At 43.2% G+C, this 13,740-nt stretch carries 10 protein-coding genes and 1 pseudogene; 5 read left to right on the forward strand and 6 right to left on the reverse strand.

Annotation, left to right across the window (positions count from 1 at the left end; genetic code table 11):
- Positions 1-237: 237 nt before the first annotated feature.
- Entirely contained in the window at positions 238-3,303 is a 3,066-nt protein-coding gene (locus AAEY94_RS17835; RefSeq protein ID WP_350979485.1) for an efflux RND transporter permease subunit, read from the reverse strand.
- Positions 3,304-3,306: 3 nt separating this feature from the next.
- Entirely contained in the window at positions 3,307-4,386 is a 1,080-nt protein-coding gene (locus AAEY94_RS17840) for an efflux RND transporter periplasmic adaptor subunit (protein WP_350979430.1), read from the reverse strand.
- 191 nt (positions 4,387-4,577) lie between these two features.
- On the opposite strand from AAEY94_RS17840, the gene AAEY94_RS17845 reads away from it, so the two are divergent.
- Positions 4,578-5,504, forward strand: a complete 927-nt coding sequence (locus AAEY94_RS17845) for a LysR family transcriptional regulator (RefSeq protein ID WP_350979432.1) — start codon at positions 4,578-4,580, stop codon at positions 5,502-5,504.
- Between the two features lie 155 nt (positions 5,505-5,659).
- Here the strand turns inward: AAEY94_RS17845 and scpB are convergent.
- The 4 genes and pseudogenes from scpB to rnm form a co-directional block, all read right to left on the reverse strand.
- Positions 5,660-6,253 (reverse strand): annotated as a pseudogene (scpB, locus tag AAEY94_RS17850) (SMC-Scp complex subunit ScpB); the annotation flags it as partial.
- Positions 6,254-6,275: 22 nt separating this feature from the next.
- Positions 6,276-7,064 (reverse strand): segregation and condensation protein A, encoded by a 789-nt coding sequence (locus tag AAEY94_RS17855; RefSeq protein WP_162023413.1) that lies wholly within the window; start codon positions 7,062-7,064, stop codon positions 6,276-6,278.
- A 39-nt stretch (positions 7,065-7,103) separates the two neighbouring features.
- Positions 7,104-7,724, reverse strand: a complete 621-nt coding sequence (locus tag AAEY94_RS17860; protein ID WP_101086756.1) for an L-threonylcarbamoyladenylate synthase — start codon at positions 7,722-7,724, stop codon at positions 7,104-7,106.
- Complete coding sequence (rnm, locus tag AAEY94_RS17865) at positions 7,721-8,581, reverse strand: RNase RNM (protein ID WP_101086755.1); 861 nt, start codon at positions 8,579-8,581, stop codon at positions 7,721-7,723. The genes AAEY94_RS17860 and rnm overlap by 4 nt, the downstream gene beginning before the upstream one ends.
- A 461-nt stretch (positions 8,582-9,042) precedes the next feature.
- On the opposite strand from rnm, the gene AAEY94_RS17870 reads away from it, so the two are divergent.
- Genes AAEY94_RS17870 through trpCF form a run of 4 tightly spaced genes read left to right on the forward strand, consistent with a single transcriptional unit; the run spans position 9,043 to position 13,691 of the window.
- Positions 9,043-10,620, forward strand: coding sequence for an anthranilate synthase component 1 (locus AAEY94_RS17870; protein WP_350979487.1), 1,578 nt, complete (start codon positions 9,043-9,045; stop codon positions 10,618-10,620).
- 29 nt (positions 10,621-10,649) lie between these two features.
- Entirely contained in the window at positions 10,650-11,252 is a 603-nt protein-coding gene (locus AAEY94_RS17875) for an aminodeoxychorismate/anthranilate synthase component II (protein WP_101087210.1), read from the forward strand.
- Positions 11,252-12,295: an anthranilate phosphoribosyltransferase gene (trpD, locus tag AAEY94_RS17880; RefSeq protein ID WP_101086753.1), complete on the forward strand. Its 1,044-nt coding sequence runs from the start codon at positions 11,252-11,254 to the stop codon at positions 12,293-12,295. The genes AAEY94_RS17875 and trpD overlap by 1 nt, the downstream gene beginning before the upstream one ends.
- On the forward strand, positions 12,288-13,691 hold the full coding sequence (trpCF, locus tag AAEY94_RS17885; RefSeq protein ID WP_350979435.1) for a bifunctional indole-3-glycerol-phosphate synthase TrpC/phosphoribosylanthranilate isomerase TrpF: 1,404 nt from the start codon (positions 12,288-12,290) through the stop codon (positions 13,689-13,691). The genes trpD and trpCF overlap by 8 nt, the downstream gene beginning before the upstream one ends.
- Positions 13,692-13,740 lie beyond the last annotated feature (49 nt).

The raw sequence follows: 13,740 nt of genomic DNA on the forward strand, positions 1-13,740 counted from the left end.
GCTGTTTAACCTGAACTCGATGTATGGACTCCTTTTGTTTTAGACTCCACCAATCTACGACCGTAGAGTGGTGGAGTCCATACATCGAGTTACGATTGCTTAATACTTTTATCAGCCTGCCTAACCCAAGCCAATAGATTTATTCAGCCCATAAAAAAAGCTGCTAACATTATCCGTCAGCAGCCTTAATCATTTAATAAACAATTCGATATTACGATTAAATATAAAACGTAGCGCTTAGCGAGTCACGTTAAGATTAAACACAAGACTATACATTACCGGCAACACCACTAAGGTGAGTAGAGAAGCAAAGCCCAAACCAAAAATGATGGTGATGGCCATAGAACCAAAGAAAGCATCACTAATTAATGGGATCATGCCTAACATAGTAGTAATGGCCGCCATCATCACCGGGCGAACACGGCTCACACACGAATCAACCAGTGCGAATCCAGGTTCTTTACCTTCTTCAAGTTCGAGATTGATCTGGTCCACTAATACAATGCCATTTTTAATCACCATCCCGGAGAGACTCAACAACCCAAGTAGCGCCATAAAGCTGAATGGGGCATCGAACAACAGTAATCCCGCAGAAACACCGATGACCGCTAATGGTACAGTGAACCAAATGACTAAAGGTTGCCTAACTGAATTGAACAAAAATACCGTGATTAAAAACATGGCTAAATAACCCATCGGAATCGAGCTAAAGACGGCTGTTTGAGCTTCTCCTGCTGATTCAAACTCCCCGCCCCACTCTAAGCGATAACCTGCCGGCAGCTGAATGTCCTCCACTTTACTTCTGACTTTTTTATGTACCGAGTCTGCGGTTTCATTAGATCCCAATTTGGGATCGCCCAATACTGCCAACATACGAATTCGGTCACGGCGCATCACGAGAGGATTTTCCCATTCAGTGCTGAACTCACTAACAACTTGTGTTGCGGGTACAAATATATTGTTCTCTGTGCTCCATATTTGCATTTTCCACAAGCTATCAGCTTGAAGACGTTCGGCTGCAGGTGCACGAGCAACAATCGGTAACAGATGGCTAGTTTCACGATACAAGCCAATTTGTTTACCGCTAAAATTAACCAGCAAGGCATTATCTAAATCTTGCTTACTGATGCCAGTTTCACGAGCTTGAGCATTTTGCAGTTGCGGGCGAATGAGTGGCACTTGATTGCGCCAATTATGGCGAACACCATCCATTGTCGGCTCATTTCTAAAAACGATTTCAGCTTGTGCGGCCAAATTGCGCAGCACTTGAGGATCTTCGCCATAAAAACGGGCTTCGATTTTAGCCGCTGGAGACGGACCATTTTCCATATTTTTTAAGCGATATTGTGCTTGGGGAAAATGGCTATTTAACAGCTGTTCAACTTGCGGCATATAAGCCTTAACGGCTGCTAAATCACGCATTTCGACGATAAGCTGAGCAAAAGCTGGATAGCCTTTTTCAGGCTGATAAGGTAATACAAAACGCTGGGCACCCTGGCCGATGACAGATGTCAGGTGCACTAAACCTGTGTCATTAAGCTCACTTTCTTGCAGTAGCTTTTTCTCTATTTCGCCGGTAAAACGTTCAGTTGCTTTAATGTCTGTCCCTTCTGGCATCCATACATCAACAAAAAATATTGGCGTATTAGATGCGGGGAAAAACACGTTTTTAATATGACCAAAGCCTATTACGGCAGTGACTAACATCGCCAACACCACTGACAATGTAACGAGGCGAAAGCGCAATACAAAGTACAGAAAACTGCGATAAGTGGTAAATAACCAGCCTTTATAAGGGTCTACCTGCTCAGCTTGTGGCGAGGTCTCTTTGAATAGCAAATTACAGAAAAACGGTGTTAAGGTGATTGCCGTTATCCAACTGATAAACAATGAAATCATTAACACTTGGAACAATGAACGACAAAATTCACCGGCAGCATTTTGTGACAAACCAATGGGTGCAAAAGCAATAATGGCAATCACAGTGGCACCTAACAATGGCCACTGCGTTTGCGATACCACTTGCTTGGCCGCTTCAAGACGGGTTTTACCGCGTTGTAAGCCAATCAAAATACCTTCGGTCACCACAATGGCGTTGTCGACCAACATGCCTAAGGCAATGATCAGCGCGCCCAGAGAAATAAGCTGTAATTCAATGTCTAATACTTTCATCACAATGAAAGTACCTAGAATAGTGAGTAGCAGAATTAGGCCCATCAATAATCCAGAACGAAGGCCCATAAACAATAATAATACCGCGATAACAATCGCAATCGACTCTAAAAGGTTAATCAAAAAACCTTTTACGGTATTATCGACAGCAGAGCTTTGGTTATAAACGGTATCAAGGCTCATCCCTAACGGTCGTTGTGATTCAAGCTCAACTAAGCGTTCACTAACACGTTGACCCACATCGACTACGTTTACGCCGCCAGAAAACGCAATACCTAACGATAACGCCGCCTCACCACTATTGTGATAAAGCACATTGGGAGTGTCGTCATAGTCTTTTTCAATGTTGGCAATATCCCCAAGATAAATAAGCTCAGTGCTGCCAGGTGAGCTCACCACTAAACGAGACAATTCCTCTACCGAACTAAACTCACCGGTAGGATGTAAACGGATACGATTATCACCAATGACAATACTGCCAGCATTAGACACCACGTTCTGATTGTTGACTAATCCATAGATGTAATTTTGATCTAAGCCTAGCGCTGACAATTTTTGTTGTGAAATCTCAATCACCACTTGCTCTGTCACATCACCCACCACAGAGACTTTTTTTACCCCGGGAACAAGCACCAGTTCGCGGCGTAAATAATCTGAATAGTTGCTCAGTTCTCGGTTACTAAAATCGTTACCTGACAAGTTAAGTAAAATACCGTATACATCACCAAAATCATCAATCACTTGTGGCTTTGCGGTACCGGGTGGTAAACGCCCTGTAGTGTCATTAACTTTTCGACGCACCTCATCCCACACTTGTGGTAATCGATGTTTGTCATAACTGTCTTTAATCTCAACCTGAATTTGTGATAATCCAGCACTATTGATAGAGGTGATATGTTTAATACCATCAAGCTGCTGTAAAGCGTCTTCAAGCGGTAATGTCACCTCTTCTTCTACTTGTTCAGGCGACGCGCCAGGATAAGCGGTGATCACCAAGGCTTGCTTAATGGTAAATTCGGGGAATTCTAATTGTCCTAAACCAGTAAACGCCACACTGCCGCCAATAAGCAGTAAAAACGCAAACATCCAGCTAATGACTTTGTGATGAATGGAATACTCAGCAACATTCATCAATTACACTCCTCGTTGCCAGCGTAGAGGCTTCACTTTCATGCCTTCAGATAATTGCGATAATCCTGCGGCAACAATAGCATCGCCTTTTTGTAGTCCAGTTAACACTTCGACACCGTCAGTACTCACCCGCCCAAGAGTCACTTTTACCGGACTAACATCTCCACTCTCTGGCTGATAACGCCATACGGTTACATCACCATTTTGGTCTTGTTTGTCTACGGCTGAAATAGGCACTATGGTACTAAAGCCTTTTTGGGAGTCATTTAGCGTCGCTAAAGTTAATTCGGCACTCATGCCTGGCAATAGTTGTACATTGTCAGGTTGTGGTAATGAAAACACTACTTCGTAAGCTTGTGTGCCTGGCGTCACTTGAGTTGAGTATTCTTTAAATTTTGCATCAAACACCATGTCATCTAATGCGCTAAAACGAACTTTTGCAGCTAAACCATTGGCAATATCTTGAGTTAATACTGCCGCCATTGCTTCAGGTACCTGAATGCTGACATCAAGTAACTGATTATTTTGCAAGGTCATCACACCTTGGTTTGCTTGAACAATTTGGTGGTTATCTACCAAACGTTTTGCAATGGTGCCGCTAAATGGCGCTTCTAAACGGGTATAACTGACTTGATCATTGGCAGCAGCTAACGCTGCTTTGGCCGATTTAAGTTGGGCTTTACTGCTGTCAAATAGCGCTTGCGAAATTAATTTACGTTCTAATAAGGTTTGATTACGGCTAAAGTCTGCGAGCAACAAATCATACTCGGCCTCACGAGTCATTAAATTATTATGCGCATCGCGATCGTCTAATTGAGCCAGTAAAAAACCTTGTTTAACATGTTGCCCTTCAACAAGATCCAGTCTAACAAGTTGGCCTGAAATCCTAAATGATAATTCTGCACGGCTATTTGCTTCGACTCTTGCAGGAAACTGACGAATGGTATTGCCTGATGACTGTGTCACATCAAACAATTTTACTGGGCGCACCAGTACATCTTGTACGGCGCTTTCAACAGGCGTACAACCGACTAAAATAAGAGAAATAAGCAATGCCAACGGCAACGTTGAGTGATATTTCATCGACTATGATCCTTGGGAACTAAGCGTTAAAAAGACGTGGTGACAACAATATTTCCCTTTTCAGGGATAACAGTTAATTCACAATTGGGCCGAACAATACCCTGAATTATAGTTGCAATAAATGGGTTTATTTGGGAACATCAATCCCATTATTTGAGTTTGACTTATTTGCCATAATCAGAGCAATCCACATGAAAACCGAAGACATTACATTATTTCATCGAATTGTCGAAACCGGCAGCATACTTGAAGCCGCTAATTTGTTGAATTTACCTAAATCGACGGTCAGCAGACGCTTACAATCGTTAGAAGAGTCATTAAATTTAAAGTTGTTTCATCGCCAAAGTCGCGCAATAACACTGACCTCTGCAGGCAGTCATTTCTACGAAAAAACCTTGGTAATGTTAGCTGACTTAGATAGAACTCTTGCAGATATTACCGACAACAAAGCAGAGTTGACTGGCCACTTACGGATTTTGATATTTCCTATCCCGCAGATAATGGATATCGTGAGTAAAATATTTGCCTTTATGGATGAAAATCCTAAGTTTTCGCTTGAGATCATTACCAGTACCGAGCCCTTAGACATGGTGCGTAACAATATTGATATCGCATTTATGGTGAATGAAACGTTTAGTGAGCTCGACATGGTGGCCAAACCGGTTATCAGTGAAGATATGTGTTTCTTTGCCAGCCCAGAATACTTAGCCAAAGCTGGCATGCCTGTCACCTTGAGTGATATTGAACAACACAACTCAATTTTATTTCGCTTCCCAAATGGTAAAACCTTCAGTGAAGTGCCACTCGCCAATGACGCTATGCAGGCCGTAAAAGGCAATTTATGCACCAATAGCATTCAACTGGCTTATGAAGCCACAAAATTAGGCCGAGGGATTGGTTATTTACCCAAAAAATTATGTCAGGACGACGTAGAGCAAGGGGCGTTAGTGCGTTTATTTAATGATTTAGCGCCTTATACTGGCGTGGTATTTCTAGTATATCCGTCAAGACGATTTTTAAGCCTAACGGGTCAGCGCTTACTCGATTACATGCTCGCCCAGCTCCCTGTTCAAACTAGCGACAAAGGGGCGGCAAACAATACTAAAGTGTGGATTTAATGGGTTAGATTTTGGCTGTTTTTAACAACATCGACGGCTTCGTCGTCTACATCATCAAGTTCATTTGTGGTTGTATCACTGCTGTTTTCGCTATCGTTTTGCTCGTCATTGACTTGTTGATCATCGTCTTGGTGATCATCGTCTTGGTCATCAATATTACTGGCATCATCTGTAGGCTCATCGAGAGCAACTTGCACTTTATCAAATAACCCTTGCAGTGATGCGGCATCGGTTAATGCAGGTAAATCGGCAAGTTTTGTTAAATTAAAATAATCCAGAAATGCAGGGGTGGTCGCATACAATGCTGGTTTACCAGGTACTTCCTTATGGCCAACCACTTTAATCCACTGCCGATCCGCTAAGCTTTTTATGATATTACTGCTAATCGCCACGCCTCTAATATATTCAATATCACCACGCGTTACTGGTTGCCGATATGCAATCACCGCCAACGTTTCAAGCGTTGCACGAGAGTACTTAGGGGATTTGTCTTGCCACAGAGGTTGTAAATAAGGGCTGAGTATTTCTTGAGTTTGAAAACGATAACCACTAGCGACTTTAACTAGCTGTACGCCCCGCTCTTGATAATCTTGCTGTAATTCATCAAGCGTTTCCTGAATGCGCGTGCGCGATACACTAAAGTCAGCTAACACCGTTTCTTTAATGACTTTTACCGACAACGGCTTAGCTAAGACAAACAAACTGGCTTCAATAAGCTGTTTTAACTGAATAGGATTAATGGGCTTCATGGATCTCTTCGAATATCGTTAATTAATACGCTTTTACATAGATGGGTGAAAACGGTTCATTTTGCACTAACTCAACGAGTAACTCTTTAACCAGCTCCATGAGTGCCAAAAAACTCACCACTACACCAGCTCGACCTTCACTGACATCAAACAAACACTCAAAACCAATGTATTCTGTACTGGATAATTTAGCTAAAATTTGGCTCATGCGTTCACGGGTAGATAAATGTTCACGCTTTACATGATGATCTTCGTTGGCATCAATGCGTTTTAGCACTTCGCCAAACGCACGAGCTATATCCACCAGCGAAACATCTGGCGGTACCGTCACCGGTTTAATGTCTGGGGCTGCGCTAACAGATGCTTGAAACACATCTCGTTCAATCCGCGGTAACGTATCAATATCCACAGCAGCTTGTTTGATCACTTCATAGGCTTTTAATTGCCGTATAAGCACCACGCGAGGATCTTCTTCCTCATCATCTTCACTGGCCATTTTAGGTAACAATAATCGGGATTTAATCTCCGCTAATGTTGCCGCCATCACAAGGTAGTCGGCAGCCAGTTCAATGCGCGCTTCAGTGAGAATTTCAATATAGAGCAAATATTGTTGGGTGATTTGTTGAATAGGCAAATCAACCACATCTAATTTTTGTTTGCGGATTAAATATAATAATAAATCTAATGGGCCTTCAAAGGTTTCAAGAAACACTTCTAAGGCCTCAGGCGGAATAAACAAGTCTAGGGGCATGCTATTAAGCGCTTGGCCACGAACCATTGCTAATGGCAGGCTTTGCTGACTTCCTGGCATGTTTATCTTAGATGATTCGTCTGCGGGTATCACGTTGGTTTATTCAAATGCACTGGTATCGCCAGCACCATGACGTAATATCACCATCTCATCTTCAGACATATCAATCACTGTCGTTTGATTTTCAGGTAAATAACCACCGTGAATAATACCGTCTACCAAGTTATCGAGTATATCGCGAATATGTTCAGGGTCAGATTCAGCAAATTGCTCATTTGGCATCACTAAACTGGTGGTCATCATTGGTTCACCCAATGCTTCAAGTAACGCGAGTGCAATGACATTATTAGGCACGCGAATGCCAATGGTGCGCTTTTTGTCACACTGTAAACGACGTGGCACTTCTTTAGTGGCTTTGAAAATAAACGTATATGGACCAGGCATACAGCTTTTTAATAAACGATATGCTTGGTTATCAACGCGGGCAAAATTGGCCAGCTCAGAGAGATCACGACACATTAATGAAAAATTAGTGTCATTTTCAATCTGGCGAATGCGCGCCATACGCGTCATGGCATTTTTTTCGCCAATCATACAACCCAATGCATAACCTGAGTCAGTGGGATAAACAATGACTCCACCTTGTTTAAGAATCGCCACAGCTTGGTTAATTAATCGTGCCTGTGGGTTCTCATCATGAATATACCAAAATTGACTCATGCTCTTTTCGTCCAATGTTGTGATTGCCAAACCCATTCCACACCTTGTGGTTGGAATAAGTTTTTACCTAACTCGATCCAATTACTCGGGAAGTGAAAATCGCTCCCCACAGAAGCAAGTAGGTTATTTTGCTTACTTAATGCGATAAGGTTATTACGGTCGTCTAATGTTTGCTGGCCTAAAATAACTTCCATCGCATCGCCACCGGCCTCTGCAAATTCACGCACTAAGCGCTTAAGCCATTTGGCCGATAATTTATAACCGCTAGGGTGAGCTAATACTGCTACACCACCGGCTTGATGAATATGCGCTATCGCATTGGCCATATCGCCCCAATTATTGGGTACATAACCTGTTTTGCCACGAGCTAAAAAGCGTTTAAATACACTAGGCATATCAGTCGCATGACCATTATCGGCTAACCATCTAGCATAATGGCCACGACTCAGCGCTGCATCGCCGGCAATAGCTTTAGCACCATCATAGGCACCTTCTATCCCCGCTTTAGCTAAACGTTCACCAATTTCTTGGGCTCGGACTTCACGCAACTCACGTTGATGAGTTAAAAAATCCAATAATCCCGTATGAGCGATATCCAAGTTTAATCCGACGATATGAATATCAAAACTGTTCCAACGAGTCGAAATCTCACAACCATTAATTAATACTAATGGCGTGGCATGGTTTTGATTAGCAAGATGCGCTTCCGCTAACCCTCCGACAGTGTCATGGTCAGTAATAGCAAACATCTCAACGCCTTTTTCAATAGCGCGAGTTAATAATTCTGTCGGTGTTAATTGACCGTCTGATGCGGTCGTGTGGCTGTGAAGATCGGCCAAGAGAGTCTCTGTAATCATGTGGTTATTGTACTAGAGTGGCGATTAAAATACTGCTTGGATTTATGAATAAATGATGGCAATTGATGAATTATTTATGCATAAGTTAGTTAGAGGGCTCAATAAGTAGACTAGATTTGTCCATATTGCCATTTTTTGTTAGCTTTTGAGAAATATTCAATTGACATTAATCTCCAGCTGGGTTTTCCTATAGGCATTAAACACAGACACAGACACAACACAGCGATTAACGATGACACACTCTTTAGCTTCATTACACATTACTTGGTGGTGGCACTTCCCAAATTAACGGGTGGTGTGAAGCGTTGTGCTCATTTTTAAGAGACAAGATTTTACCCAAAAGCCCGCAGAAATGTGGGCTTTCTTGTTATTTGGCCCACTCACTTTAGTCACTCGGGTTACATAATATTAAAGGCCAACAGATGATAAACAAACAGGATACAAGGAGCGGCGACATAGTGATGACAACAGTGACGACAACAGTGAGCACACCAAACCAACTCGCTCAGGTTACCACGCAAAAGCAGGCATTAACCTACCATACTGATCCACTAAAATTGTATCAGCAAGTGACTAATAATGCGCCTCATACCATGCTGTTAGAATCAGCAGAGGTCGAAAGTAAAGACCATTTAAAAAGCATCGTACTCACTCATGCGGCAATGATGATACGTTGCGACGGTTATCAGCTCAGCTTCAGCGCATTAACTCAAAATGGTGCAGCGTTATTAACGCCAATAGCCAACTTCTTCAGCGATACACAGCAACAACGAGATAATAATACTCTCATCGTGACGCTGCAAAAGGCCACCGAGTTACAAGATGAAGATGCACGTTTAAAGTCAACATCTCCTCTTGATGGCTTAAGAATGTTTATTAAACACATTCAAACCAATAATCCGCTTAAATTTGAAGATTTATTTTTAGGTGGTGTATTAGCCTATGACTTAATTGATACTGTCGAGCCACTCCCTGCAGCGCCCAACGCTCACAATGATTGCCCAGATTATTTATTCTATCTTGCTGAAACACTTATTTTAATTGACCATCAAACTCAGCAAGCCGAGATTGTTAGCCACCAATTCGGTCAAGATGAAATGATTGCACAACAATTAGTTCAGCAACTGCAACACGTTATCGAACAATGTGCCGATCTAGGTGACATTGCTCAATTAACACCAGTGACAACCGACGAAGAAGTTAACATCACCGACGAGCAATTTAAGCAAACCGTGATTGATTTAAAAGAACACATTGTCGCCGGCGATATTTTCCAAGTTGTGCCATCTCGTTGTTTCAGCTTACCTTGCCCAAATACGCTCGGGGCATATCGGGCTTTGCGCTTAACCAACCCTAGTCCGTATATGTTCTATTTTAGAGGTCCTGATTTCACCTTATTTGGTGCGTCGCCAGAAAGTGCCCTGAAATACGATGCGGCCAGTAACCAAGTTGAAGTGTATCCCATTGCTGGCACGCGTAAGCGCGGTAAAAATGCTCAAGGTGAGATTGATTTTGACCTAGACAGCCGTATAGAGCTCGAGCTGCGTTTAGATAAGAAAGAATTGTCAGAACATTTAATGCTGGTCGATTTAGCACGTAACGACATTGCTCGCATCAGCCAAAGCGGTAGCCGTAAAGTGGCCGAACTGCTAAAAGTTGATCGTTACTCGCACGTGATGCATTTAGTCAGTCGCGTCACTGGTCAATTACGTTTAGATTTAGATGCCCTGCACGCTTATCAAGCTTGCATGAACATGGGAACCTTAGTGGGTGCGCCAAAAGTGCGTGCATCGCAATTAGTTCGCCAAGCGGAGCAAGCTCGTCGCGGCAGTTATGGTGGCGCAGTGGGTTACCTCAATGGTCTCGGCGACATGGATACCTGCATTGTTATCCGTTCAGCGTTTGTTAAAAATGATGTTGCTCATATACAAGCAGGTGCTGGAGTGGTGTTTGACTCAGATCCACAAGCCGAAGCAGATGAAACACGTCAAAAAGCCCAAGCGGTCATTTCTGCGATAAAAATGGGAGGTGGGCTATGAGCACCGCAACCACACAAAACGATCAACGGATGAAAATATATTTACTCGATAACTTCGATTCGTTTACTTACAATCTAGTCGATCAATTCCGCAGCCTTGGCTGTGAAGTTGTCATTTATCGTAATGATGTCAGTGCCGATTATGTTGCTGAAAAACTCATGAATGAAACGGGTAAAAAGGCATTAGTGCTATCACCCGGACCTGGTGCTCCTCACGAGGCGGGCTGCATGATGGAACTCATTGGCAAAGTGGCTGGTAAAGTCCCGATGCTTGGCATTTGTTTAGGTCATCAAGCCATGGTTGAATATTATGGCGGCAAAGTAGAGCGAGCGCCGTTTGTTGTCCACGGTAAAGCCAGCCCGACCTTCCATAATGGTCAAGGCGTATTTGCAAACTTACCCTCACCATTACCGGTGGCCCGTTATCACAGCTTAGTTGCGACTAAGGTACCTGACTGCTTAGACGTTATTGCCACCACAGATGACATGCCAATGGCAATATTACATCCACAACATCAAGCTATGGGCTTTCAATTTCATCCAGAATCAATTTTAACCACCCTAGGCAGCCAGTTACTCACGCAGACATTAGCGTATTTAACCCAAGACCATGCCTTTACTGGAGGAGAATAATGGATAATCTGCAAACGTTATTCGACCATCTGTATCAAGGTAAGCCATTAACTCGTGAACAAATGGCACAAGTGTTTAGCGCTATTATTCAAGGTGATATGCAACCTGCAACCATGGCGGGTATGTTAGTGGCGCTAAAAATGCGCGGCGAAACCATTGATGAAATAGCCGGAGCGGCTGACGCATTGCGCCAAGCAGCTAAACCCTTTCCACGAAGTGATGCCTCAAAGCAAACTGGCATTGTTGATATTGTCGGTACTGGCGGCGATGGCCATAACACCATCAACATTTCTACTACTGCCGCTTTTGTTGCAGCAGCAGCAGGCGCAAAAGTAGCTAAACACGGTAACCGCAGCGTCTCAAGCAAGTCTGGCTCTTCTGACTTACTGTCACATTGCGGTATCGCGCTCACCATGGCGCCAGACGCAGCAAGCCAGTGTTTAGATAAGCTTGGCTTATGTTTTCTATTTGCGCCGCATTACCATGGCGGGGTGAAACATGCTGTGCCTGTAAGGCAAGCGTTAAAAACCCGTACTATTTTTAATGTGTTAGGCCCATTAATTAACCCAGCAAGCCCAGAATTTATGCTGTTGGGCGTATATACACTTGAACTCATCGAACCTATTGCACAAGTGTTACATGCCCTTGGCGTTAAACGCGCAATGGTGGTGTATGGCAGTGGCTTAGATGAAGTGGCGCTTCATGATAATACTCATGTGGCAGAACTAAAAGACGGTGTGGTGCGTACTTACCAACTGAGCCCTGAAGATCTCGGCGTTAACCGTGCAGACATATCGCAGTTAACGGGTGGAGAACCAGCTGATAATGCCTTAATCACCCAAGCCATTTTACAAGGTAAAGGTCTACCAGCACATAGAGATGCGGTGGCGATTAATGCAGGTTGTGCTTTGTATATCAGTGGTATTTGCGACTCAGTTCAAGCCGGTACTCAGCTAGCGCTCACGACACTCGCCAGCGGTACAGCTTTTACCTTATTAACCGATTTAGCTGCCGCTAGCCAAGCTGGAGAACACCATGAGTAAGCCAGAAAGTAATGTATTAACCCGTATCGTTGATACTAAAGTGGCACATATCGCCGCGCTAAAACTGCGTTTCCCTGAAGCCAGTCTACAGCCTAAAATATCTGACCGTAGCTTATACGAAGCCCTGAAAGCACCTAATGCTCAGTTTATTTTTGAATGTAAAAAGGCCAGTCCTTCTAAAGGGCTTATTCGCCCTGTATTTGATGTTGAAGCCATCGCAGATATTTATGTCAATTACGCTGCAGGCATCTCTGTACTCACCGATGAACAATTTTTCCAAGGTGACATGGACTACATTCCAAAAGTCCGCGCCAGAGTGACTCAGCCCATTATCTGTAAAGACTTTTTTGTCGACCCGTATCAAGTGAAATTGGCGGCCCATCAAGGTGCTGATGCTATTTTACTCATGTTGTCAGTGCTTGATGATGAGCAATATCGTTTATTAGCCAGCGAAGCGGCTAAGTATCAATTAGATACCTTAACTGAAGTGAGTAACCAAGAAGAATTGATCCGAGCGATTGATCTCCTTGCCCCAATAATTGGTATTAACAATCGTAATTTACGCGACTTAAGTACTAATTTGGCGACAACTGAGTTATTAGCGCCACAGATCCCCGCAGACAGAGTCGTTATTAGCGAATCAGGTATTTATAACCATCAACAAGTTTGCCGCCTAAATCCATTGGTTGACGGTTATCTTGTTGGCAGTTCAATTATGGCGCAAGACGATATTGATTTAGCGTGCAGACAACTTATTTTTGGTAATAATAAAGTCTGTGGTTTGACTCGAATTGACGATATTGAGGCAGTAGCAACAGCAGGGGCGGTATTTGGTGGGTTAATTTTTTATCCCAAATCACCTAGAGCCGTAACACCAGCACAAGCAAGTGAATTAGTCGCCCAAATGCAGCAACGTAATATTGGCTTAAATATGGTGGGTGTGTTTGTTAATCACCCCGTTGCAGATATCGCTTCATTGGCCCAAACACTGAATCTTTTTGCAGTGCAATTACACGGCAATGAAACTGAACTTGAAATCACCGAATTAAAAGCGTTATTGAATCAACAGCAGCTAAAAACCGAGATTTGGAAAGCCGTTGCAATTGACAGCAACAGCGACGAAGTGAGTCAACAACCTGCTGGCGCCGATCGTTATTTATACGACAGCAAATCAGCACAACAATTTGGCGGCACCGGAAAAACATTCAACTGGCAAGCCAATATTAATGATAAACAAGATGCGATGTTGGCCGGTGGATTAACCCCTGACAATGTTTATCTAGCAAGCCAACAAGGATTTTATGGGGTCGACTTAAATTCAGGAGTAGAATCTACCCCTGGCCATAAAGACCATCAAAAACTGATTGCTGCATTTACTCAATTACGCCGTAATTAATTTTCTATTTACGACACCATTTTTAGTTAAAAACATGATTACTCGAAGG

Source organism: Shewanella sp. AC34-MNA-CIBAN-0136 (assembly GCF_040309945.1).
Classification (GTDB): Bacteria; Pseudomonadota; Gammaproteobacteria; order Enterobacterales; family Shewanellaceae; genus Shewanella.